Source organism: Helicobacter sp. 13S00482-2, assembly GCF_002272795.1.
GTDB lineage: Bacteria > Campylobacterota > Campylobacteria > Campylobacterales > Helicobacteraceae > Helicobacter_J.
Genome location: NZ_MLAT01000010.1, coordinates 35,045 through 60,478, shown reverse-complemented (window position 1 = coordinate 60,478; position 25,434 = coordinate 35,045). Strand labels below are relative to the sequence as shown.

The following is a 25,434-nucleotide window of genomic DNA, read 5'->3' as shown; positions in this document are numbered from 1 at the left end:
TTGCATTTTTGGTATTAAAATGCATCTCTCCACCCACAGTGTTTTTAATATCTCTTAATTTAGAATCTGTTACATTGAAGTTAGCTGCATTTTTAAAAACATTTTTAAAGCCAACATCAGAATTATTTGTAATACTAAAGGTAGGAGCGGTGTTACCTGTTGCTGCGGTTTCGCTATAATCAATGCTAGGCAAGGTACTATTAGAGATGCTAACACCTACAGTGGTGTTGAGTTTAGAATCTGCGTTGTTGATCAATCTGCCTTCAAATTTAGCGTTATTGAAGAATTTGATTTGGAAGTTCATGTTACCGGCATTATAAGGTTTTCCTGAAGTCTCAGCAGGCTTGGTTAAAGTAAAATCCCCTTTTAACGTAGAGTTATCCACATAGATTTCTTTCTTAACATCAGCATTAGGATCTCCCCAATACAAATAGGGATCATGAAGATCAACATTTTCTTGAAATTTAGTGAATTCAAGTGTGGAGCCATTGGTAACCCTAGCAATAAAATTAGCCCCATTGTATCCAAAAGAGTCGATCTTTAAATACCCATGATCATCTACATTCACCACGCCAGTAGCCACAGAGACATTGAAGTCTTTGATATGAACCTTCGCACCACTTCTGACATTAAGACCATAAGAATACCAAGTTGGATTCCCCACTTTATTTTTAAAATATCCAATCTCTGCCACCGCACCATTTTTAAAGGTAAAAACAGGAGCATTTGAACCAATGTTCATATTCCCTACAAAGGCTTTACCCTTAAGAGAAGGATCTGAATTCCCATTGTAGTTCCCATCAAAGGTATAGTAAGTAGGGATGGCATAACCACCGTAGTAAAAACTAAAATCTCCCTTATAGGCAGAATTTCTAAAATACGCATCAATATTCTGTCCATTTCCTGCTTGAATTCCTTCACCTTGAGAACTCACAGCTGCATTATTGAAATAAAGTGTAGCGGTTCCATCAGGATTTCTTGTGTCATCAGTATAATTAAATTTCAAATGATATAAATCAGATTTGCTTGGATCCTTAGTGATCTCAAATATTTTCGCAAAACTCTGAGTGACTCTACCACAAACTTCATCTCCACTTAAAAGACATCTGGCATCTCCTGAACTATAAACTTCAGGTCTATTGAGGTTTCCGTGATCTTTGGATAAAAGAACTGGATCAATGGGTGTGGGTTCAATGGCCTGTACGATATCTGCACTAAAGGGAAGCAAAAGTGCAGAAAGAACCAATGAAAATAAAGGAAAAAATGCTTTTTTAGATTTGGATGTTTGAAGATGATGAGATGATGGTGAATTATCAAATCTTTCAAAACCATCACCCTCAACCCCCCTATCATTAAAATGAGCTTGAGCATCAAAGGAGAAATCACGTCCAAACTCCTTGATATTGCGAATTATCTGAGAATGATAAATATCTGAAGATTCAGAACCTATGGAGAGTGCAAATGCATTGCTATTAAATATTGAAACATCATCACCTTGAACCTCTTCTGTGGCCTTAGCACCACCAAGAACAGTTTGAGTAGAACTAAGCGTTGAAAAGCGATCAAGTCCTCTAGCAGCACTATTATTCTGAAAATGATAAGGGAAATCTCTAGAAAATCTAGAACGTTCGCTCTTAGATCTATTGGCACTGTCAAACCCTTCAGTATGATAAAACTTTGAAGAGGGAGCTTTTAAAAGATTAGATCCCTCCTCTCCAAGAGAATAATTATCGCTTACATCAGTATTTTTGGCACTGATGTGCAGTATGGTACGTAAAAAATTCATTGTTGTCATAGGAAGCCTTTGTCATTTGAGTTGTTGTCAATACATAAAATTCGGCGAGATTATACTACATTCCAAATGAAAAATGTTAAATGAATTTTTCAGTCTTATAAACATCTTTAAAATGGGAATTTTGAGATTCAAGAAGACAAAATGATGTATTAAGAAAGAGATAGTTGAATAAAGTGAAATAATTATATTCATCACCAGAAATCTCGCTGAATTTAACTCAATTTTACTCCAAATCCCCTCTGATTTCACTCAAAAGTAAATGAAATCTCTGTTTTTTTCATTTACTTTCATTTACTTGGAATGAGTCATATGGTATTTGTTGTTGAATTTCATTAAATCAAAAGAGGGCTAATCAATTTTGCTTTGCAATGTTAAACCCTATCAGATAAAAAATCTATATTGTCGTCAATATGGCCAATCATAATAACAGAACAAAATCAAAGATTATTTCAAATAAATATCATACTCGCTTTTTGCACTAACTTGTGCAATGATATTTGCACTTATTCCTTCACTTTGAAGTTCGAAAAGAAGTTTTTGAGCATCTTTTTCATTGATAGCTAGAAGAAGACCTCCTGAGGTTTGTGCATCATAACAGATAATATCATTATAGTTAGTTGTATTTTTTACCTTGCATTCTAAGGCTTTTTTATTTTGATAGCTTCCTCCTGGAATGACTCCTTTATTAGCAAGTGCCAAAGCATTTTCAAAAAATGGAATTTCATCATAATATAAACAAATAGAAATATCAGCGTTAATCATCTCATATAAATGTCCTATAAGACCATATCCTGTGACATCCGTACATGCACTGATAGGATATTTTTTTGCACAAAGTGAGGATTTTAGATTCAAGGCAGACATAGAATGCACCACATCAAGATTTATATCAAATAGCAACTCATCATTTTTAAATGCTGTTGTAAGTATCCCACTCCCAATGGGCTTGGTCAAAATAATCACATCACCTACTTTAGCAGTGTTGTTACGCCAAAAAATTTTATCTTTGATGATGCCACTCACAGATAAACCGTATTTTTGTTCGGTATCATTAACGCTATGCCCTCCTAATAGCGCACATTCAGATTCTATGAGTGCATCTAAAGAACCTTGCAAAATTGCATTCACATCTTCAATATCTAGATGCTCTTTATCCCACATTAAAACACTCATGGCACTGATAGCTTTAGCTCCTTTGGCAAATATATCACTGAGAGAATTTGCTGCAGCGATGCGTCCATATATATATGGATCATCCACTACGGGTGTGATAAAATCCACACTTTGAACCAAAAGGGTATTCTCATCTAAAAGAAAAATACCGCAGTCATCATTGTCTTTGAAATCAACTAAAAGATTTTTGTAATCAGGTTGCTTGAGATTAGCTGTGATTTGTTTGAGATCTTCCAGACCTACTTTAGCAGCTCAACCTGCACAATGGACAAATTTTGTGAGTCTTTTATTATTCATAATGAAATTGTTCCTTCATTGCTCAGTAAGTCATTCATCACATCAATGGCATTACTAATTTTTCCGACAAGAATTTTATCTTTCAAGCCAAAATGAACCAAGCAAGTTTCGCAAGAAAGAATCTCCACACCAAGATTCTCTAAAGTTTTCAAAGAAGTTATAATATCGGTGTTTTTTATAAGTGTGTTTTCGGTACTTAGCAATACGCCACGATTGAGAAAGACAATCCTTTTTGGTAAAATTTCTTTAGGCATCTTCGTGATAGCTGCTATAAAACCATTTGAGACAATATTCCCCAAATCACCCTCACCTATTTTATCTGACTTAAAAAGTACGGTTTTGTTTTTCATTGATTTGCTCCTTGATTGAGATGATGGATTGTTTTTAAAAATACTTCGTATAAAGTCTTCAAATCTTCTGTATTTACACGTTCGTTAGCTGAATGAATTCTATCATTTAATACCCCAAATTCTACTACATCTATCCCAAAACCGCTAAAATAACGAGCATCACTTGTTCCACCAGTAGTGCTAAAAGATGGTACAATAGAGCAAACTCCTGCAATAACAGTGGATAAAACTTCTGAAATCTTTGAATCTTTTTGAGCAATAAAAGGAATAGAACTTTGCCTTAGTTCTAAATCATATTCTAGGCCTTCTAAGATTTTTTTAATATAGGTTTGCACATCGCTAACATTTGTATGAGTTGAATTCCTGATGTTAAACATGATTGTAAGATTTGCAGGGGTTACATTAACTGCTTGTATTCCTCCTCTAATATCGGTTATAACGAGTTTGCTAGGAGAGAAATACTCATCTCCGTTATCTAGCTGCACTCCTGCAAGTGATCCTAATTTTGCACCCAATAATTCAACTGGATTGGAACATTTTTCAGGATAAGCTACGTGTCCTTGAATCCCTTTTATGGTTATGATACCATTTATAGATCCCCGTCTTCCAATCTTGATAGTATCCCCTATCTTGGCAGTACAAGTTGGTTCAGCTACGATAGCTAGATCAGGGAGTAAATCACAGTTTTTCAACTCTTCTAAAACAATTTTGCTTCCATAAATACCTTCGCCCTCTTCATCGCTTGTGAGTAATACAGAAATAATCAAAGGTTGTTTTGACTTGCTTTTTTCATAAGTTTTACTAAAGTCCCTTATGGCACACACAAACGCACTCACGCCACTTTTCATATCCTGAGCACCCCTGCCATAGATATGGTTTTCTTTAAAGGTTGGTTCAAATGGGTTGCTCTCCCATCCATCTCCAGGTGGAACGACATCGATATGTCCAGCAAAACAAATATGCAATGCCCTCCCCTCCCCTTGTGCGAAATGTTTAAATAAAAATAGATTTTTTACATCTCCTTTATTTATTCTTAAGGCTTCAAAATCAGCTAAGTGTGATTGAATAAAATCGTAAATACCGCATTCATTTGGCGTGATAGTAGGATATCTTATCAACTGAGTTAAAAATTCACATACATCTGATTGCATTTGATTTTCCTAACAAGATTTTCTGAGGTGAATATATAGATGCAACACATCAAGACTTGCAGGAGTTATGCCACTGATTCGAGACGCGTTAAATAGGGTTTTGGGGCGAAATTTATTGAGTTTTTCTACAACTTCAAGACTGAGGCCTGGAATTCCATCAAATACAAAATCTTCTGGAATTTCAACCTGAAGCATTTCATTCATCTTGGAAATGCTTTCATATTGCTTTTTAATATAGCTGTGATATTTGCACTCTATACGAATTTGATCTAAAGCCAAATCACTGAAATCTTTAAAATCAGGATTGAATTTTCTTAATTTCTGATTATCAAAGCTATCCCTACCTATCACAAGCATTGCAGAGCATTTATTTCCTATTGGATCTTCATCAAGCTCTTTAAGCAAAGCCAAATTTTCTTTTGAGGGAGTGAGGATAGAGTTTTCTAAAAACTCCATTGCTTTTAGAATATCGTTATGATCTTTAGTTATTTTTTGGTATTCTTGTTCGTGTATGGTTTTTAGAATATGCGCATATGGTATCAATCTAAAAATTGCGTTATCTTCACGAAGTAAAAGCCGATACTCCGCACGAGATGTAAAAACTCTATAAGGTTCTTTTGTGCCTTTTGTCACTAGATCGTCTATCATCACTCCAATATATGCTTCATCTCTTCGCAAAACAAGGTTTTGCATATCGCCAAAGCAATTAGCAAATCTATTATCTTCCTTTTTTAAGCTTAAAACTGCATTGATTCCTGCCATAATGCCCTGTGCTGCGGCTTCTTCATATCCTGTAGTGCCATTAATTTGACCAGCAAGATAAAGATTTTTGATTTTTTTAGTTTCAAGTGTGTGAAAAAGCTCTGTGGGCTGTACATAATCATATTCAATCGCATAACCATAGCGAGTGATTTTGGCATTCTCAAGCCCCTCTATAGAAGCAATCATTTCTTCTTGAATATCAAAAGGCAAAGAAGTGCTCAATCCATTCACATAATATTCGGTGGCATCAATCGTTTGAGGTTCCAAAAACAACTGATGCCGTTCTCTATCTGCAAAACGATTGACTTTGTCCTCAATGCTGGGGCAATACCTAGGTCCCACACCTTCTATTTGACCAGTAAATAAAGGTGCCCTATGAAAATTATCCCTGATGAGTTGATGTGTTTTTTCATTTGTGTAAGTAACATAACAAGGCAGTTGAGTAGGATTAAAAGTATCAGAGCTAGTTGTGTAGCTAAAGCTTGGTGCAGGAAAATCTCCGTTATGAATTTCAAGTCTTTGAAAATCAATGGTTTTTCCATCTATTCTTGGACAAGTTCCTGTCTTGAGTCTGCCCATATCAAAACCTAAAGATTCTAAACTCTTTGATAGATTGATGGACGCACTTTCACCAAATCTACCGTTTTGACTTTTATTTTCCCCTATATGAACCAATCCCCTAAGAAAAGTACCCGTTGTGATGATAACCTTACTAGCATAATAAGTTTTTCCAATATTTGTTTTTACCCCGACGACGCTTTTATTTTGGATAATCAAATCTTCTGCAATTTCTTGAGAAACACTCAAATTAGGAGTATTCAATACAAGATTTCTAGCAAAGATTCTGTATTTATCCATATCAATCTGTGCTCTAGTGCCTCTAACAGCTGGTCCTTTGGAGGCGTTCAAAGTGCGATATTGTATGCCACAATGATCGGTGATGATCCCTATAGCTCCTCCCAAGGCATCAACTTCTTTAGTCAAATGACCCTTACCAAGTCCCCCTATAGCAGGATTACAACTTGCCAAACCTATATTCTCTATTAAGATTGTCAAAAGATGCGTTTTTGCCCCCATTTTCGCACTAATAAGACTCGCTTCAATTCCCGCGTGTCCTCCACCAATGACAATCACATCATATTTCATAACTTTTTTATTACCCTTATTAAATTTAATTTTTTGTGATTATAACAAGCTTTAATGAGTTTTAGATTATAATTTCTCAACAATATTGAAGATGAGGCAAAAATGAATCTTAAAGAATTTTTTTCAAACAGCTTTAGTAAAGAAAAACAACGTTATATTACTGGGGTTCTCATAATAGCTGCTTTAGCGTTGATTCTTTATGTCAATGAAATTATTTTGGTTTGGTTTATATTAGGAATCGCTTATTTGGTTGGCTTTAGTGAGTCTATCAAACTTTTTGATTGCAAATCACATTCAGTGATGTATGTGTTGGCCGTTATTGTCTGGATTTTTGCAGGGCTCAATGGCAGACCTTTAGAATCAAGCATATTTATAGCAATGCTTATGGCCGGATATTTAGGGTATAAAAAATCTTTTAATCCTAAACAAATCCTCCCTTTTATTTACCCAAGCATTCCTTTTTTAGTGTTATTTTCGGTTTATAAAGATTTTGGAAGGGTAGCTATTATTTGGTTGATTGTGGTTGTAGCACTTACTGATATTGGAGCATATTTTGGAGGCAAAGCATTTGGACGAACGCCTTTTACTCCCACTTCTCCAAACAAGACTTTAGAAGGTGCGGTTATTGGGTTGGCTATTGCAGTTGCTGTGGGTAGTTTTTTTGGAATAGGGGTAGGTACGAATTTTATTATCGGAATATTTGTTAGTTTTGCTATTTCTCTGAGTGCTATTTTGGGTGATTTGTATGAAAGCTACCTTAAAAGAAATGCAAATCTAAAAGATAGTGGCAAACTTTTACCAGGACATGGAGGCGTTTTGGATCGCTTGGATGCAATTTTGTTTGGAGCGATTACGATGCATTTCTTACTATATTTTTTAACAATATGGAAAGAACCTTCAGTAATATTTATCTGAGGAAGTTCTGAGTGATACTTTTAGGAAGTACAGGAAGTATTGGGGTTAATGCCCTAGAAATGGCTCAAAAATTTCATATCCAAATAGAGTCTTTAAGTGCTGGGAGAAACATTGATTTATTAAACTCGCAAATCAATGCTCATCGACCAAAAAAAGTTGCGATAACCCACAAAGAAGACATTGCTAAATTAAATGCTCAAAATGCAAAGGTTTATGTTGGGAATGAAGGTATCTGTGAAATGATTGCTGAATCTTCTTCCTCTTTGGTTTTAAATGCCATTGTAGGATTTGGAGGACTTGATCCCACTCTTACGAGTTTGAAATATAACAAAAAACTTGCATTGGCCAATAAAGAATCTCTTGTTGTGGCTGGTTGGCTTATTGACACAAAAAAAATCATTCCTATTGATAGCGAACATTTTGGATTGTGGTATCTAAGTAATGGCAGACCTATAAAAAAACTTATTATCACTGCAAGTGGAGGAGCTTTTAGGGACACCCCTTCAAAAGAGATTCCTTCTAAAAAACCTATTGACGCACTCAAACACCCAAATTGGAACATGGGGAAAAAAATCACTATTGATTCTGCAAGTATGGTGAATAAATTATTTGAAGTTTTAGAAGCAAAATGGCTTTTTGGATACAATCAAATAGAAGGCTATATTGAAAGAAGCTCTAATATACATGCATTGATTGAATTTCAAGATGGGAGTTTGGTAGCACATTTTGCTCATCCAGATATGAAATTACCCATTGCATACGCATTGGATATTATTCAAGCAGAAAAAACCCCTATCATAAATAGTATCAATCTTTTGGAGATTTCGCCTTTAAATTTTGAGGTTATTGATATTGAAAGGTATCCTCTATGGGAATTAAAGGAATCTCTAATAGAAAATCCTAAGCTAGGGATTGTTTTAAATGCAAGTAATGAAATTGCTGTGGAATATTTTTTGGATCATAAAATTAATTTTGGCAATATTAGCTCTATAGTGCTAAAAAGTATTCGAAGATTCACTACTGAAGCTAATGGAATCAAAAACAAAAGTGACATATTTGAACTAGATAAAGAAGTGAGGGATTTTGCTAGAAGTTTGATTTGAGGCCTCATATAGCCTCATTTTAAGTAAATATACAGTGATTATTTTTTTCTAGCTTTGCCTTTTGTTTTAGTTTCTGGCTTGAGCCAACCCTTGATTCTATCAAAACACTCTTCAAAAAGATTTTTATGAGGTTCGCTTTCATAACCAAAACTATTATGAAGCTCTAATAAAAGCTCTCTTTGCTCCTCTGTAATAGACTTGGGATACATGATTTTTATGATTGCTATGAGATTCCCATAATTATTTTTATTGACTTCTTTAATCCCTTCACCCTTGAAGACAAACCTAGATCCATCTTCAGAATTTTGAGGAATACGAAGCTCAAGCTCTCCTTTTAAAGAAGGTATCTTTACGCTTGTTCCTAATGGAATGGAAGTAAAAAATACAGGAACTTCAATATACACATCAATTCCATCACGCACAAAATAATCATCAGATTCCACATAAGTAAGGATATACAAATCTCCTCTTGAACCATTCTTTTGTTGATTTCCCTTGCCGATGATGCGAATTCTATTTTCATCATCCACTCCTTCTGGAACATTGATTTCAAATTCTTCTTCAACAAAAACAAATCCCTCAGCATGACAAGAAGTACACTTATCTTTTGCTATGTGCCCCTCCCCATTACATTTTGAACAAGTTTGAGCAAAAGTCATAAACCCTTGACGCATAAACGTTTGCCCCTTACCTTGGCAATGCGAACAAGTTTGAAGTTTTCCATCTTTTGCACCTGTGCCATCGCAATCCTTGCAAAAAGCCTTGTATTTTGTTTTGATATTTTTTTTGCAACCAAAGATAGCTTCTCTAAAAGTCAAATCTAGCTTATAGAGATAATCAGGCATAAATTTAACTTTAGATTCTTGCTTTCTAGGGCTTCCAAAACCAAATCCTGATCCAAAAGCAGACTCGAAAATAGAACCTAGATCCCCAAATATATCTCCAAAGTCTTTTCCACTAAAACCACTAAATCCATTATTTTCAAGTCCTTTTTTACCGTATTTATCGTAAATTTGTCGTTTTGATTCATCGCTCAAAACCTCGTAAGCTTCGTTTATTTTTTTGAACATCTCTTCAGCTTCTTTATCATCTGGATTTCTATCTGGATGATATTTGAGTGCCATTTTCCTATAAGCTTTTTTGATTGTTTCTTTATCGCTAGTTTGACTAACCTCTAAAATCTCATAATAATCAAAACTTTCCAAATTTATATTCTCCCAAAACTCAAAATTAATCCCGCATTTTAGCTTAAAAAAGCTGATAATAAAATCAGGTTATAAAAATGATAACCCGCAACGAATAAAATTTTATTCGTTGTTAAAATAGCTTGAGATATTATTTGAGCTATGAAAAACTATAAAAACAGCCTGAATCATTTTTTTTCCCTGATAGAAGCTTTTGAACAAACTCCGAGTATAGGCAAAAAATCTGCTCAAAAAATGGCCTACAATTTAAGCGTAAGCGATAAATACTTGGGGCTAAAAATCGCCCATTTACTTGAAAATGCGATTGATAATATTCGTAAATGCACTATATGCGGAGGACTTAGCGAGGATGAAATCTGCGAAATCTGTATGGATGAAGAACGTATCAATGGACAGCTTTGTATGGTTTTGCATCCTAAGGATATTTTTACCATTGAAGAGGTTGGAGATTTTAAAGGCCAATATTGGGTGATAGAAGAGTTGGAAAGTTTGGATTTTGAAACTCTAAAAAAATATATCCAAAAATCCACTATCACGGAAATTATTTTTGCCTTTTCCCCTACTCTTGCTAATGAGGCAATCATGCTTTATGTTGAAGATAAATTAGATGATATGGATCTGAATTTTACTAAAATTGCCCAGGGCGTACCTACTGGAATTGGACTTGAGAATATTGATCAGTTATCACTTTCAAGAGCTTTTAGCAGCAGAGTTAAATTATAATAATTGACAGATATTAGGGTTGGTAGGTATGAATCAGATCTGAATTGGTTCTATCAATACACTAAGGGAGCACAGGTTTATTTCAAACTAAGAGAGTTTAGATTTTATAGTTTTACTTCTTGGTGAAGAGGAATTGGTGATAGATAATGGTTGTATGATTTTTATTAATTAAAATGCTTAGATCTTGACATAGATTCTTATGTATGTTTTTCTCCTCAAACTTATATAGCTCTAGAATCGAAAACTGTATATCATAGCAATCCTGACTTTTAGAATCTAGCTTTAAATCACAAATGACATTTTATGGGATGCATATGTGCCAGGATGCAATACACAAGATGAAAGATATACACTAGCTACATACAATACTTAAATCCCCATCTAGATGATCGAAAATGGGTAGGTTTTCAAGGATCTAGAAAAAGAACCATTCTTAAAAACGAAGATTTCATATTGATAATTACCAATGTTAAGAGTAGATATTTATATCAACATTGGCAATACAAATCAAAATATTTAGACATACGAAAATCTTATTGGCGTTGAAAATGGATAGATAGTATCTATAAAATCAGAAATGCTAATATTAATAACATAACCGCTACAGATGTGCACATATATTTTTTCAAGGCGAGGGTAATTATGGAGTTTTAATTGAAGTTTGCTATACAGAATCACAACCGTTCCCAAAACAAATGAACAGAGTTTAGCACTTTATCTAGATTATCAATTCACTCACAACATTCAAGCAAGACTCAAATTGTAATGGTTTGGCTACATAGTCAAATCGGGTTACAATTCTAGTGCAGGATTCTTTGGTGATCTGGAAAACAACATCAACTCTAGCGTAATAACTCATAGAATCAGTGATTTGATAAATGATATTAACTATAAATTCTAATTTTTGAAATATTTTATTTTCATAGAAAATCTAGTGCTCTATAAAATACTTCTTTAGATTCTTTAATTAAAATGTTACAAATTATAAAATAATATCTTTTTAGCTAAAAATATCCCTTAAACTTAAACTAGTTTTAATGCTTTGTATGTTTAAAATTAAGCATGGCACAATTTCAAACTATAGAGGAGAGCGTTTATGAAAAAGCCAATACAGAGTATTATAGTATTTTCGATACTTACTTCAAGTATTTATGGGTTTGACTATAAGGTAAATGGACAGGTTCAAAACTGGTCGAAGTTCGGCTTCAACAATGATAAAATCGATACTATTGCAGGTAAATATCCTACGGATTCGTTTTCTGTTCTTACTGCTTCTTTAGGATTAAAACTTGACATTGGGGCTGGATTTTATGCAGGTATAATGGGAACTGTTGGTGGGCTAATTTTTGATAATACAAAATTTCAAGGTGATGGAAATATTGTTTATAATCCAGAGGGATTAGCATACAACTATTTTGGTTTTTGGCCTGGCAGAGATTATCGATCTCCTGCGAATCCAAGAACTGCTAGAAATTATGTTCTTCAAAATCTATATGTTGGCTATAAATACGACAAGTATATTGATGCCAAAATCGGTCGTTTTTCAATTCCTGGAGATTGGCTCAGTGGATACATACAAGGAGCTTCTTTAGATAGCTACGTGCTTCCATATACTAGACTTTGGGGAATTCTTGCTCATAAAAGGGCGAGTGTGGGTGGAAAATGGCTTAAAGATTTTAAATATATGAATCAAAATATTCCTGTTGATAATGGAAAAGGATTTGATGTATATGCTATAGGGGCGGATTTTAAGCGTGAAAATTTTATCGCTCAAGGATATGTATATGCTCAAGATTCTAGATTTATCGCACCAGGTTTCCATCTAGGTTATGATAGTAACCCTGAATTTAAATCTGAAGGTTTTCGATCGAAAACAGAAATTTTATTTTTATATATGCAAATAGTAGGACCTGCACTCTCAAAAAATACAGCCTACAATAATTATGCATATGATGCTCGGATCAATACAGACAAAATTCCTGTGGGAAAAGGTGGTGAGAGTCTGATGATAAAACAACGTTTTGATATTGATAATTACAATGTAGGAGGCATATTATATGTAAATTTCGGCAATCCTAATGAGTTTTTGACCCCTTATGGAGATCCTACAGGATTTGATAATTATGATAACAGCGTTTATGATAATGCTGCCTGGAATAACATGTTCCGCAGAGATGCGATTTCTGGATTTTTATTTGGTGGAGGAACTTATACTAACTTGAGTTGGGGGATTATAGGTAGAATCACTCACTCTCCAAGATCAAATGAACAAGCTTTAGCTGTGAATGTGGATTATAAATTTCCTTGGAATATCACTGCAGGAATAAAGGTGGAATACTACAACAATACAACCTTTGCAGGATACACGCTTGGTATAGGCAACAAAATAACTATGCTTGGAAAAACTATTTCGCAAGATAGAAGTTATGCCTCAACCTATATCAGTTATAATTTTTAGTATCATTAGGTTTGCTTACTACTTATCTTCTAGTATCAAACTTCATATAACACAAAATCTTCTAAGGATCTTTTGTGTTATATTCCAATATGATTATCAAACACTATAAATATCAAAGACTTTCATACAACTAGAATATGTTATTGGTTCAAAGAACGATGAGAAAAACATCCAAACTATAGAATAAAGAAAGACCCATTTTAATAATCTCTTGCAACAAGGCTTAGAAATTTTCATAGATCAAATCACCCAAAATGCTTTCTTTGTATTTATCCTAAATCATTTATGATATAACTTATTAGGCAATTAAGGACTCTTTACTTATAGAATAAGAAGATAAAGTCAGAATAAGCTTATTATGAAGTTAAGGAGCCCTAAAGAATGATTTGAATTTATAAAAATTTATTTAAAAAATGGCGATTTGGTAGATCAATCGTAAAAATTTTTGCTAGAGAGATTCTCTCAAGCAAAAATAAACTTTAGTGTGAGCAACCACATCCTCCACCTCCGCCACCGCAGCAGCCACCCTCTCCGTGATGATGGTGATGATCATGCTTCTCTCCTGATTCGCAACCACATCCTCCCCCTACGCTACCGCTGATAATCTCTTGTTCTGTAGGTTCTCTAGAATCTAAAACGGTTATGTTAAAAAGCAAAGTTTTCCCAGCTAAAGGATGGTTATAATCTATCATCACCATTTTATCACTGAAATCTTTAACCACAACCTGAACAGTCTGACCATTCTCGCCCTGTCCAAAAAGAGTCATACCTTTTTGCAAATCAATTCCTTCAAATTGCTCCCTTGGAACTTCCTGCAAAAAATCATTCTGATAGATCCCGTATGCCTCTTCAGGTTTGATTTGTATCTCTAATTTTTTACCAATTTCCGCACCGATGATAGCCTTTTCAAGACCCGTGATGACCTGACCAGCACCAACCAAAAATTCCAAAGGCTTTCCACCTATATTTGAATCAACTATTTCTTTGGTTTCAAAATCCATTACTTCATATTCAATCGCTACAACTTTATTTGTTTCTATATTCATTTTTATCCTTTGTTGGTTTTCTAATGTCTTTAGCCTTTTGGCCTTGCTCACTATTGGGGTATAAGTATATCAAAGAATCCAAAAATTTTTGATAATTTTGGAAATCTTTTAAGTATCTAAATGCCCAAGCAGTGTGCCATAACAAAATAGGCATATAATTCGCCTTATCGTTCTCTAATGCACTTTTTTTATAAAAACTTACAGCCTCCTGGTAGTTTTTCTCTTTATAGGCAATTTCTCCCAATAAATACAAAGTGTTTGCTGGTCTATATTTCATCTCCATTAACCATTCAAAACGTTGTTTTGCTTCTTTAAGCTTCCCTTTTTTATACAAACTTTCAGCCTGAGTAAAAATTTCTTTCTGTTTAGAGCTGTCTTTTGTAAATGTATCCGTAGTGGATGTCTTTGATTCCTTAGAATGAGCTTGTTGTTTTGGACTAGAGATTTTAGCTTTAGATTCATCTAGAGTTGGTGTGTCAGTTAAAGGAATCTCCAAATTTTTTTTGATAAGCTCAAACTGGGTAATTAGGTTGGAATTAATTCTTTCAACAAGCTCTGCAACATCATCAATTTTTTTATTCAAATCTGAAATAGCCTTCTGGTTTTTGTCTATACGATCCTTCAAGACAGTCAAAAGATCAGATTGTTGCTTAAGTGTGGTTGAATGAGTATCCTGAACAGAACTTAAAGATTTAATAGAGTTCTCTTGGGCGAGGGAGCTGTCTAAAAGATTTTTTATCTTCAAGGTTTGACCTTCAAACAAGCTCTTTATGCCATCTTGAGACTGATCAAGCGATATAACTTTATTTTGAAGCTCCGCGATAATAGTTTCAAGGTTTTTACTACTAGTTTTAAGCGATCTTAACTCTTTTTTTGTAGCACCACTTTGCATTTCAAATGCTGATGGCTCGGCCAATAAAAACGAAACCAAAAAGGGGCAAATCATTACCCCAATCAAAAAATAAAAACCAACATTATGAGGGGAAAATTTTATAGTTTGCCTCATATATGATCACTATTTTATATTACTTGACTAACTTGACATCAGCTCGTCTATTCTTTTGGTAGCAAGCTTTTGTTTTTTCTTCACAAATAGGCTTACTTTCTCCATAACTTACTGTTTTAATCTTATCCTTTGCAATACCTTTTACAACTAAAGCATTTTTAACAGTTAATGCCCTTTTTGTGCCGAGTGCATAATTATATTCATCGCTTCCAAACTCATCAGTATTTCCTTCAATCAACACATTCATATTGGCATCTTTTATCTTTTGAGCAGACTGATCTACAACCTCTTGCATATCGGGCTTTATATTATACTTATCAAAATCAAAATAAACACTACCCACGACTGTTCCGCTAGGAATTTCTTCTTCTGTTTTGGGTTGTGCTACTTCTTCTTGTGGCTGTGGTGCTTCAGCAACTGCAGTCTCAATGTTTTCTTGTTCTGAAAGGCCGGAATTTGCAACACTGACATCTTTTTGGCCACAAGCACTAATCAATAAAGCGATGGAAACAAATCCGATACCTAGAATCTTATTCATAAAAAAGCTCCTCAAATTTATATTGTAATATTGATTATACCTAAAAAAATTAATTTTTTATTCAAGTCAATTTTAGCCTTTTAAATCTACCAGTCAAATGCCTGAATTTTAATATTATTTAAAGGAAATAAGAAACTACGATTATAATCTAATCGAATGATTCCCAAAGCACTTTGATTTTGAGTATGTTTTAAAAACATGACACTCCCTCCATCATTTGAAAATCTAGGCATTTGATTTGTTCCATTAGCGGTAAGCCGTCTTATATAATCGCTCTTTGTTGAAATCAAATATAAATTAAAAGTGTTCAATCCAAATTCATTTGCACTCTCTCTGCTAGTATAAACAACATAATCACCATTTGCTGAAGCCGAACTATTGTTTCTGCCGTGATAAACAACCTGTTCTACAGGTGCATTAATATCAAGTTTTTTTGCAAAAATATTAGGATATCCCGCTCTATCTGAAACAAAAATCATCGCCGTATCATTATTGATAAAATTCCCAGAAACATCTATACCTGGATATTTAGTAAGTTGGGTATTTAACTTATTGGTCAAATCATAAAGATAAATATTTGATTGCGTTTCAGGTGCTAATGAAAGTAATAATTTATTGCCATCTTTGCTGACATCAGAAACAATTGCCATTCCATCACTCTGAATAATCTTTTGAGTGATTCCTGTATAAATGTTATATTTGACAATAGTAGGTTTTTTTAGATACTTAGTAAAAAAAATCTCTGTTTGGTCTATATTGGCCCATTTTGGAAAAATATTAAGTCCTCCACGAACAACGATTTTTTGATAAGTCAAGGTGTAATCAGAGACTAAAATATCAGTTTCGCCAGGTTGAGTATATTTTGAAAGGACAACAAACCGATTCATCCAAGCAATTGAAGGAGCACCAATGTAATCATTTATATCTATAGCCATTTTGTGTGAAGCAAATGGATACAAATTTTTATCGGTTATATTATATGTTTTATTTATTTTAATGTTAGATGCATTAATATCGTATAAATACAAATTTGCCCTAAAACCATTGTCGCTGTTTTGAACTTCTACACGTGCTAAAAGGTCGATTTTTTTTGTCTTATAAATAGGAAAATTTACACTACCACTATTTTTGTCTCCATCAAATACCTCAAAATGACCACTAACTTTTAGATCATTCATTAAAATTTTATAAATCTTTTTTGCTACTTCGGAATTTTTTGAATCCAAATAAGTTACTTCAATATTTGGTGTTTGAATTGTCTTAACAATATCTAATGTAGCATCGATAGCAAACAAATTCGTATAGAATACACAGACTAATAATATAGCTTTCAATATTTTCATTTATTTCCTTCTGTTTTAAAATTTACCTCTATGCTGATGGATTTTCCTTTTGGATAAGGGGGAAATTTTTTTCCTTGCAATGAATCTAAAAGTATTTGAACGCTTTTATTATAGTCATCATAACGAGAATATCTTAATATTTTATAACTAAAATCTCCATTATCAGTAATACTAAAGAGTACACTTACAGAAGCATTCTGATAGAAGTTTGCCTTCCAATTTGAATATAAAATCTTATAAACTTGTGCAAACCACTCATCATAGAGTCCATCAGAGGTATCAGGTTTTGGAGTTTCGGATTTTATATCAATGGTCTTATTTTTGATAGTTTGAAGTTTGGAATTAATATTTTGCAAACTCCCTTGCATTTCTTCTAGAACTTTTTTTCTTTTTTTATTCAATTCTATATTTTTTGCAATCTCATCACGATTATCAGGAATTTTATCGCTGGGCTTGATTTGAGAATGAATCGAAGAAAAAATATCTCTTATACCTGTACCTTCCATAGGGTTACCCCCTTGTTCTGAAAAATCTTCCTTGGTAGGTGAAGACATAATTGCATCAATAGCTATGGACTGTTCAATGACGGTATCAGATTTAGATACATAACGCTTTGGACTAGAAAAATCAATTCCAAAAATCAAGGAAAAAAGGACAATAGAATAAACAACGATAGAAAAAATACCAGATAAAATTAATAATTTTTTTGAATTCATCAATCGCTAGTAACCAAAGAAACTTTCAAAAACCCTGCTTCTTTTATACTTTTCAGCAAATAAACGATATTGTCATACCTTAAGTTTTTGTCTGCACGAATATAAACGCTAGTGTTTTTATCATATTGTTTTGCTAAAAGATTAAGACTATCAGGAAAAGAATTATAATCATAGGTAGTATTTTTTACATATATTTTCTTTTTTGCATCCATTCTGATTTCAAGAGATCTCTCCTGATCTGCCTTGGTAGTTTTAGATCCTTTGGGAAGCGTTATTTGCTCTTGATAATTGATAGTTGGCGTTGTAACCATCAATATAGCCAATAAAACCAGCATAATATCAACTAGGGGAGTGATGTTTAACTCAGGTTTTTCGTTCCAATCAAAATCATTTTCCATTATTTATTCTCAATATTTTTTGAAAGAATAACATCAATTTGCATCTGAATATATACAGATAAATCATAAGTCTTTCTTTTTAATAAAAGGAAGAATGAATATGCGGGAATTGCCGTCAATATACCTGCAGCAGTTGCTATTAAGGCCTTTGAAATGACAGGAGCTATAACATCAAATGATACCTGACCTCCAGTACCAAGGCGACCGAAAGCGTTTAGTATTTCAATAACTGTTCCAAAAAGACCAATAAAAGGTGCAGTGGAAGACACTATACTAAGGACAACTAGACCCGTAGTGCTATATTTTAAAACCTGATTTTTCCAAATTTGAAGCATTTCCCTTGGAGTATTTCCATTTGTTGCAAGAACATCAAAAATAGGATAATTTGGAAGTTTTTGCTCATTTTTTATGATTCTGTCAAGAGACTTTTTCTCTCTTTGAATTGATACTCCTATCGAAAAAAACTTGTAAATAAATATCCATAATGTTAAAATAAAATACAGAGATAACCAAGATATTACAAATATCGTTATTGCACCACTTTCATAAAAAAATCCCTGAATAGTTGTCATTATATCTTACCTTTAGCGGAGTTCTCTATCCTAGACACAACACTTGATATGGCTATTCTATCTGAGGTTGCATCTTCTAAGAGTTTTTTAGCACTAGAGATTGCATTGGAAATTTCATCTTCATTTTTACCACCAATTGCAACAGCACCATCTGCTAGAATATCTACTTTGGTCGATTTTACTTCAGCATATCCCCAGTTAATAGCTACCAAATCTCTCGATTTATCAATTCTCTCAATCTCAATCACACCTGTTTTTAGCAAAGAGAGCATTTCACTATGTCCTGCAAGAACACCAAATTCTCCTTCAGAGCCAGGCAAAGTAATACTGCTTACATTGCCTGAAAAAATCTCTCCATAAGGGGTAATAATATTAACCAACAACTCTTCCATGACTATGTCCTTTTATGCACTTTTCATTTTCTCTGCTTTTTCTACAGCCTCTTGTATATTTCCTACCATATAAAATGCATTTTCAGGAATATGATCATACTTGCCTTCTAATATTCCTTTAAAACCTTCCAAAGTCTCCTCAAGAGTGACATATTTACCTGGACTTCCAGTAAAGACTTCAGCAACAAAAAATGGTTGGGAAAGGAATTTCTCTATTTTTCTAGCTCTTTCTACTGTTTTTTTATCTTCTTCAGAAAGTTCATCCATGCCTAATATTGCAATAATATCTTGGAGATCTTTGTATTTTTGTAAAATCTGTTGGATACCCGTAGCGATTCTGTAATGCTCATCACCTACGATCTGAGGATCTAGGATTCTAGAAGTAGAATCAAGCGGATCAACTGCTGGATAAATACCTTTTTCTGCAATCTTTCTATTTAAAACGGTAGTAGCATCAAGATGCGAAAAAACCGATGCGGGAGCTGGATCTGTCAAGTCATCAGCAGGAACATAGACAGCCTGCACTGAAGTAATTGATCCTTTTTTTGTAGAAGCAATTCTTTCTTGAAGTTTACCCATTTCACTTGCCAAAGTAGGTTGATATCCAACTGCAGAAGGTATTCTTCCTAGCAATGCAGACATCTCGGCACCCGATTGGGCATATCTAAAAATATTATCAATGAACATCAGCACATCAAGACCTTTTTCATCTCTAAAATATTCCGCCATAGTCAAACCTGTAAAAGCTATTCTATTTCTTGCACCTGGTGGCTCATTCATTTGACCATAACACAAAGCAACCTTATCTAAAACACCACCTTCTTTCATTTCGTGATAAAGATCGTTGCCCTCCCTAGTTCGTTCTCCAACTCCTGCAAATACAGAATAACCACTGTGTTTATAGGCAACATTATGAATGAGCTCCATAATAACAACAGTCTTACCGACACCAGCACCACCAAAAAGACCAACCTTTCCACCCTTTGAATAAGGAGCTAACAAATCAACTACCTTGATACCTGTTTCAAACATTTCAGTTTTTGTACTCTGATTTTCAAAAGTAGGTGCACTTCTATGAATTGGCCAAGTTGTCGAACTTTTTATAGGCTCGCCTCCATCAATAGTTTCACCTATGACATTAAAAATCCTACCAAGCACTTCGTTGCCAACAGGAACTTCAATCATTTTACCCCTAGCAAGTACCTCTTGCCCTCTAGTAAGTCCTTCTGTCATATCCATAGCAATAGTTCTAACTCTATTATCGCCCAAATGAGCAGCAACCTCTAAAACCAATGATTTTGAAGTGCCATCAAAATCATACTTTACATCTAACGCCTCATTAATAGCTGGCAGGTATGATTCAAAATCAACATCTACCACCGGTCCCATAACTTGAATAATTTTTCCTTGCATATTTATCTCCTAACTTTATTTCATAGCCTCAACACCCGCATTAATCTCTACAAGCTCTGTAGTGATAGCCTCTTGCCTTGCTTTGTTGTAAGAAATTGTCAAACTTTTTACCAATTCTCCAGCATTATTTGTAGCAGTATCCATCGCCTGCATTCTCGCACTGTGTTCAGCGGCCAAAGAATCGATTAACGCATAATACATGTTATACTCTATATATTTTTTGGCAAGTTCTTCTAACACAACATCTTCTTCTTCATCAGGTTCAATTGATATTGAATCTATTTTTGATGAGCTTTCTTGAGTGTCAAGTCCTAATGGTAATACCTTTTTAATTTTTAGTTCCTGTGAAATCATATTTTTAAACCCATTATGAACAATCAGAACTTCATCAGTAAGACCCTCTAGATAATCTTCAGTAATTTTCATTATAAAATCAGCAGCTCTTTGAAAATCAGGAAAGGAACTCAAATCCGTTATTTTATCCAATACCTTAATGTCATTAAATAAAAAATAGGCAATACCCTTTTTTCCAATTCCCCTAAGCCTAACCTTAATACCCTTATTTTTGTATTCACTCATAAGCCGACTAACTTCCTTTATAGTGGCAGAGTTAAATCCACCGCAAAGACCTTTATCGGCAGTCACAAATACGATATCAACCTTTTTAATATCACGATTTTGTGAATTCAAAAAATACTTACTGTTTATATTCTCCAATCCCCTTGATTTCATCTTTAAAATAATATCATCAAAGACTTCATTCAACTTATCTGCAAAAAGTCTAGAGCGTCTAGCCATTTCTTCAGCTTTTTTCAATTTTGAAGTGGAAACCAACTTCATTGCACGAGTTGTTTTTTGGGTATTTTTAACACTACCAATTTTTTTTCTAATTTCTTTTAAGTTATTACCCATTTACGATCCTAATATCAAGCTGAAAAACTTATCTTGAATTCATCTAAGGCTTTTGATAACACACTTTCCAAATCCTTATCCAATGCTTTTTTCATCCTGATATCCTCAAAAATTTTAGGATATTTGGCTTCCAAGAATGGGTAAAGTTCATTTTCAAACTTAACAACCTTATTGACAGGAATATCATCTAAAAAGCCCTTTGCTCCAGCATAAATTGCAACCACTTGTTTTTCAATAGACAGTGGAGAATATGGGGGTTGCTTGAGAACCTCGATCATCCTCTGACCCCTATCTAATTGTTTTCGGCTTGATTCATCTAAATCTGAAGCAAATTGTGCAAAAGCTTGCAATTCTCTATATTGTGCAAGATCTAATCGGAGTGTTCCAGAAACCTGTTTAGTTGCCTTAATTTGAGCTGCTCCACCCACCCTAGAAACAGATAACCCAACATTAATGGCAGGCCTAATACCAGAGAAAAACAAATCTGTTTCTAAGAATATCTGACCATCAGTAATAGAGATTACATTTGTAGGTATATAAGCAGAAACATCACCCGCCTGAGTTTCAATGATAGGTAATGCAGTCAGAGAACCCGCACCTTTCTCATCACTAACTTTTGCGGCTCTTTCTAACAATCTTGAATGAATATAAAATACATCCCCTGGAAATGCCTCCCTACCTGGAGGTCTTCTTAAAATCAAAGACATTTCTCTATAGGCCACAGCGTGCTTACTCAAATCATCATATACGATCAAAGCATGCCTTGCATTATCTCTAAAATACTCTCCAATGGTTACTCCCGTATAAGGAGCTAAAAATTGCATAGCCGCAGACTCTGAAGCTGAAGCATTTACAATGACTGTGTATTCCATTGCACCATACCCTTCAAGTTTTCTAACAACCTGAGCAACAGTTGATTCTTTTTGACCAATGGCGACGTAAATGCAAACAACATCTTGACCTTTTTGATTAATGATTGTATCAATAGCAACCGTGGTTTTACCCGTTTGACGATCTCCAATAATAAGTTCCCTTTGGCCTCTACCAATAGGAACAAGTGCATCAATGGCCTTTATTCCTGTTTGAAGTGGTTCATGGACTGATTTTCTATCCATAATACCAGGTGCTTTTTGCTCGACAAACTGATATTCAGTGCTCTCAATAGAACCTTTTCCATCTATGGGTTCTCCTAATGTATTTATAACCCTTCCTACAACAGCATCGCCAACAGGAACCTTCATAAGCTTGCCAAGTCTCTTAACAGATGTTCCTTCTTTAATATTTTTTCCAGCTCCAAGAACAACAACGCCCACACTACCCTCTTCAAGATTTGAAGCAAGACCTCTATCGCCTGTATCAAATTCAACCATCTCATAAGACATAACATTTTTTAATCCATAAACTCTAGCAACTCCATCGGCATAGGCAATAACCTTTCCTGTTTCGGCTATATCGATATTGATTTCAAAATTTTCTATTCTCTCTTTGATGATCGAGCTTATTTCTTCTGGTTTTAGTTTTGATAGCACGTTTTAACTCCTTTTTTTATTTAAATTGCTTTTAATATGTGTACTTTAAGTTGATTCAAGAAATATTCTTTGGAAAAATAAATCTCTATATCCAAATCCTCAATAACAAATTTAACACCTTCAATTTCAGATGTAACCTGCTCAATGTTCAAATCAATATTCAAACGTTTCGAAAGATTTTTTTTGATTTCTTCAATATTTTCAGGTTTTATTAGTTTATTCACATATAAGATACCTGTATAAAAATTACTTTTCTCATCAATATGTGCCTGAAGAGCATCACAGACATATGGAATAATATCAATTCTATTGTTTTGAACTAATATCTCGATAAAATTCTTCATTATATTAAGATTGGAATACTTCCTATCAATCAATTCAAGCAAAAGATCTTGTTTATCAACCTTTGAGATATAGGGGGATTGGATAATATCTACAAATTTTTTTAAACAGAAAACTTGTGATATTTTTCTCAAATTTTCTAAAAAACAATCAAGTTGATTGTATTCAACACTTTCAATAACCGCCTTGGCATACTTTTTAGCAATTATTTCAATCATCAAGCAACCTTTTTATTCAATATATCAATGTACTTTGAAGTATCAAATGAACTTGCTTGTGTATTGAAAAGATCAGAAAGTATTTCCCGAATAACTTTTCTTTCCATCTGTTTTCGTTCAAATTCCATAATGGCTTCATTGCTTTTAATCATATTTTCAATATCTAGCTTAAATTGTTCATCAAATTTTTGGGATATCATATAAGCCTCTTTTTTGGCCAATGCAATCATATCAGTTGCTCTCTGCTTTGCATCATCAAGTCTTTTTAGAGCTTCCTCCTTTGATTTCTTGGCTACCTTTAATTTATCTTGAGCCTGATTGAGGCGAGAAACAATCTGGTTTCTACGACTAGCAAACATTTGTTTAAGCTTATCTGCAATCAGGTACCACAAAATAGCTAAAAATATTAAAAAATTGATAACCCTCTCTACAATATCAGTCTGTGAAATATTCACATCTGTGGCAAATAAAGCTGAACCTCCAAGTAAAAAAAATAAAATATATTTTATCATTATCTGCACTCCCCTATATTTGAGATATTTTAGTTATTAAGGATGATTCAAAATCTGGCATATGTAATAAAAGAAATTTTTTTAGATCTGATTCCTCTTTTTTTAAATTTTCAAAAAAATCCTCCAATCTTGAAGCAGATTCAATTCTTTTATTTGCAATCTTTGTTTCATACTCTAACTTTGCTTCACCGCTAACTTGTTCGATAATTTGAGCTGACTGTACTCGTGCATCTTCTATGACTTGTTTAATTTCTTCGTCTATTCTAATAATTTCCTGATCACTTTGTTGTATGTCTTCTAAATCCTGGGCAATCGAGGCCTCTCTTCTATCCATAAAACGAAGCAATGGTTTATAAAGCCAAATGTTTAACAAAAAAACAGTGACCAAAAACACTCCAAAGACTAGGAGCATGAGATAAGGATTTACAGTTATGGTCATTTCAACTCCCTGTGTTTATAATTACGTTTATATTATAATAAAATCATTCATAGCGTCACATTGTACCACAAAATAGCTTAAAAAATAATGTCTAGAATCAGGATAACTTATTCACGATCTCATTGATTTTTGATTTATTTGAGAGATTCAGAACAAGTTGATTATTTTTTATTGAGGCAGAAATAAAATAATTTTTAAATAATTTTATCAATGTTTCTATCTCAGAATCAGATGCCAATTTTGAGGATTTATTTTTATTTAAATTGATACTTGATTTACCTTTGGATTGGTTTTCATCTTTGAGTTTTCTCACCAAAAACTCGGTATCACGCACTGAAAGTTTCTGACCAACAATAGAATCAAGAACTATTTTTTGTTCTTTTGGTTCTAAAGCTACCAATATCTTGGCATGACCTTGAGATATCTTTTCATCAATAAGCATTTCTTGAGTCTGGGCAGATAAATTCAAAATTCGCAATGTGTTTGTTATTTGAGCCCTTGATTTTTTAATTCTTTTGGCCAACTCTTCGTGCGTGATCTGATAATCGTTTATAAGCTCTTTATAGGAATTGGCCAAATCAATTATATTTAAATCTTCTCTTTGAATATTTTCAATCAAAGCTATTTCTCTGAGTTTATTTAAATTAATCTCAACGATAATGGCTTTGATTGTCTTTATACCTGCAAGTTTGGTAGCTCTCAAACGGCGTTCTCCAGCTATCAGGACATAATCATTGTTTTCATCCTCATACACCAATACAGGTTGCAAAAGTCCATGCTCTAATATAGATTGAGATAATTCACTCACAGACTCATCAGAAAAATGTTTTCTAGGTTGATAGGGATTGGGTTTGATATTATCAACATCTAGCTCAACCACTAATTCTGAATTGTCGGAAAAATTATTTTCATACGCCTGACCAACTTCACTGAGTATAGCACCCAATCCCCTTCCTAGTGCTAAGTTCTTTTTTCCCAAA

The 25,434-nt window shown here is 33.8% G+C and carries 24 protein-coding genes and 1 pseudogene; 4 read left to right on the top strand and 21 right to left on the bottom strand.

The features are described 5' to 3' along the window. From BKH42_RS06050 to mnmG, 5 genes and pseudogenes are all read right to left on the bottom strand, one after another. Positions 1–1,795 (bottom strand): hypothetical protein (locus BKH42_RS06050; protein WP_180673998.1); only part of this gene is annotated, 1,795 nt, incomplete at its 3' end. Between the two features lie 444 nt (positions 1,796–2,239). Beyond that, positions 2,240–3,208 (bottom strand): annotated as a pseudogene (gene selD / locus BKH42_RS06045) (selenide, water dikinase SelD); the annotation flags it as partial. A gap of 53 nt (positions 3,209–3,261) precedes the next feature. After that, positions 3,262–3,615, bottom strand: coding sequence for a DsrE family protein (locus tag BKH42_RS06040; protein WP_095295729.1), 354 nt, complete (start codon positions 3,613–3,615; stop codon positions 3,262–3,264). Continuing rightward, complete coding sequence (dapE, locus tag BKH42_RS06035) at positions 3,612–4,766, bottom strand: succinyl-diaminopimelate desuccinylase (RefSeq protein WP_095295728.1); 1,155 nt, start codon at positions 4,764–4,766, stop codon at positions 3,612–3,614. The genes BKH42_RS06040 and dapE overlap by 4 nt, the downstream gene beginning before the upstream one ends. A 9-nt stretch (positions 4,767–4,775) precedes the next feature. Further along, positions 4,776–6,674 carry a tRNA uridine-5-carboxymethylaminomethyl(34) synthesis enzyme MnmG gene (gene mnmG, locus BKH42_RS06030; protein ID WP_095295727.1) on the bottom strand — a complete coding sequence of 633 codons (1,899 nt, stop codon included), beginning with the start codon at positions 6,672–6,674 and terminating at the stop codon, positions 4,776–4,778. Between the two features lie 102 nt (positions 6,675–6,776). On the opposite strand from mnmG, the gene BKH42_RS06025 reads away from it, so the two are divergent. Both BKH42_RS06025 and dxr read left to right on the top strand, forming a co-directional pair. After that, positions 6,777–7,589 carry a phosphatidate cytidylyltransferase gene (locus BKH42_RS06025; protein ID WP_095295726.1) on the top strand — a complete coding sequence of 271 codons (813 nt, stop codon included), beginning with the start codon at positions 6,777–6,779 and terminating at the stop codon, positions 7,587–7,589. An 11-nt stretch (positions 7,590–7,600) separates the two neighbouring features. After that, positions 7,601–8,692: a 1-deoxy-D-xylulose-5-phosphate reductoisomerase gene (dxr, locus tag BKH42_RS06020; RefSeq protein ID WP_095295725.1), complete on the top strand. Its 1,092-nt coding sequence runs from the start codon at positions 7,601–7,603 to the stop codon at positions 8,690–8,692. 38 nt (positions 8,693–8,730) lie between these two features. Here the strand turns inward: dxr and dnaJ are convergent, their stop codons facing one another. Beyond that, positions 8,731–9,897 (bottom strand): molecular chaperone DnaJ, encoded by a 1,167-nt coding sequence (dnaJ, locus tag BKH42_RS06015; RefSeq protein ID WP_095295724.1) that lies wholly within the window; start codon positions 9,895–9,897, stop codon positions 8,731–8,733. Between the two features lie 141 nt (positions 9,898–10,038). Here dnaJ and recR point away from each other — a divergent pair, with 141 nt between their 5' ends. Further along, on the top strand, positions 10,039–10,620 hold the full coding sequence (recR, locus tag BKH42_RS06010; protein WP_095295723.1) for a recombination mediator RecR: 582 nt from the start codon (positions 10,039–10,041) through the stop codon (positions 10,618–10,620). Positions 10,621–11,716: 1,096 nt separating this feature from the next. Beyond that, entirely contained in the window at positions 11,717–13,078 is a 1,362-nt protein-coding gene (locus BKH42_RS06005) for an outer membrane family protein (RefSeq protein ID WP_095295722.1), read from the top strand. Positions 13,079–13,557: 479 nt separating this feature from the next. Here BKH42_RS06005 and BKH42_RS06000 read toward each other — a convergent pair whose 3' ends face one another. The 15 genes from BKH42_RS06000 to BKH42_RS05930 all read right to left on the bottom strand — a co-directional run bounded on the left by BKH42_RS06000 (position 13,558) and on the right by BKH42_RS05930 (position 25,433). Next, positions 13,558–14,124 (bottom strand): peptidylprolyl isomerase, encoded by a 567-nt coding sequence (locus BKH42_RS06000; protein ID WP_095295721.1) that lies wholly within the window; start codon positions 14,122–14,124, stop codon positions 13,558–13,560. Continuing rightward, positions 14,105–15,130, bottom strand: coding sequence for a tetratricopeptide repeat protein (locus tag BKH42_RS05995; protein ID WP_095295720.1), 1,026 nt, complete (start codon positions 15,128–15,130; stop codon positions 14,105–14,107). The genes BKH42_RS06000 and BKH42_RS05995 overlap by 20 nt, the downstream gene beginning before the upstream one ends. A gap of 19 nt (positions 15,131–15,149) precedes the next feature. Next, positions 15,150–15,668, bottom strand: a complete 519-nt coding sequence (gene pal / locus BKH42_RS05990; protein WP_095295719.1) for a peptidoglycan-associated lipoprotein Pal — start codon at positions 15,666–15,668, stop codon at positions 15,150–15,152. Between the two features lie 86 nt (positions 15,669–15,754). Further along, positions 15,755–17,011: a Tol-Pal system protein TolB gene (gene tolB / locus BKH42_RS05985; RefSeq protein ID WP_095295718.1), complete on the bottom strand. Its 1,257-nt coding sequence runs from the start codon at positions 17,009–17,011 to the stop codon at positions 15,755–15,757. Then, entirely contained in the window at positions 17,008–17,727 is a 720-nt protein-coding gene (locus BKH42_RS05980; protein WP_095295717.1) for a TonB C-terminal domain-containing protein, read from the bottom strand. Before BKH42_RS05980 ends, tolB begins: the two co-directional genes overlap by 4 nt. After that, positions 17,727–18,125, bottom strand: coding sequence for a biopolymer transporter ExbD (locus BKH42_RS05975; protein WP_095295716.1), 399 nt, complete (start codon positions 18,123–18,125; stop codon positions 17,727–17,729). Before BKH42_RS05975 ends, BKH42_RS05980 begins: the two co-directional genes overlap by 1 nt. Further along, positions 18,125–18,700: a MotA/TolQ/ExbB proton channel family protein gene (locus BKH42_RS05970; RefSeq protein ID WP_180673999.1), complete on the bottom strand. Its 576-nt coding sequence runs from the start codon at positions 18,698–18,700 to the stop codon at positions 18,125–18,127. Before BKH42_RS05970 ends, BKH42_RS05975 begins: the two co-directional genes overlap by 1 nt. Beyond that, positions 18,697–19,089: an ATP synthase F1 subunit epsilon gene (gene atpC, locus BKH42_RS05965; protein ID WP_095295714.1), complete on the bottom strand. Its 393-nt coding sequence runs from the start codon at positions 19,087–19,089 to the stop codon at positions 18,697–18,699. Before atpC ends, BKH42_RS05970 begins: the two co-directional genes overlap by 4 nt. Positions 19,090–19,101: 12 nt before the next feature. Continuing rightward, positions 19,102–20,502, bottom strand: coding sequence for a F0F1 ATP synthase subunit beta (atpD, locus tag BKH42_RS05960; RefSeq protein ID WP_095295713.1), 1,401 nt, complete (start codon positions 20,500–20,502; stop codon positions 19,102–19,104). A gap of 15 nt (positions 20,503–20,517) precedes the next feature. Then, positions 20,518–21,414 carry an ATP synthase F1 subunit gamma gene (atpG, locus tag BKH42_RS05955; protein ID WP_095295712.1) on the bottom strand — a complete coding sequence of 299 codons (897 nt, stop codon included), beginning with the start codon at positions 21,412–21,414 and terminating at the stop codon, positions 20,518–20,520. A 14-nt stretch (positions 21,415–21,428) separates the two neighbouring features. Beyond that, entirely contained in the window at positions 21,429–22,943 is a 1,515-nt protein-coding gene (gene atpA / locus BKH42_RS05950) for a F0F1 ATP synthase subunit alpha (RefSeq protein ID WP_095295711.1), read from the bottom strand. Between the two features lie 20 nt (positions 22,944–22,963). Next, entirely contained in the window at positions 22,964–23,503 is a 540-nt protein-coding gene (locus BKH42_RS05945; RefSeq protein ID WP_095295710.1) for a F0F1 ATP synthase subunit delta, read from the bottom strand. Next, on the bottom strand, positions 23,503–24,015 hold the full coding sequence (locus BKH42_RS05940) for a F0F1 ATP synthase subunit B (RefSeq protein ID WP_095295709.1): 513 nt from the start codon (positions 24,013–24,015) through the stop codon (positions 23,503–23,505). The genes BKH42_RS05945 and BKH42_RS05940 overlap by 1 nt, the downstream gene beginning before the upstream one ends. Positions 24,016–24,028: 13 nt before the next feature. Then, a complete protein-coding gene (locus tag BKH42_RS05935; RefSeq protein ID WP_095295708.1) occupies positions 24,029–24,454 on the bottom strand; it encodes a F0F1 ATP synthase subunit B' in 426 nt (141 codons plus the stop codon). 97 nt (positions 24,455–24,551) lie between these two features. Next, entirely contained in the window at positions 24,552–25,433 is an 882-nt protein-coding gene (locus tag BKH42_RS05930; protein ID WP_095295707.1) for a ParB/RepB/Spo0J family partition protein, read from the bottom strand. Between the last annotated feature and the right edge of the window lies 1 nt (position 25,434).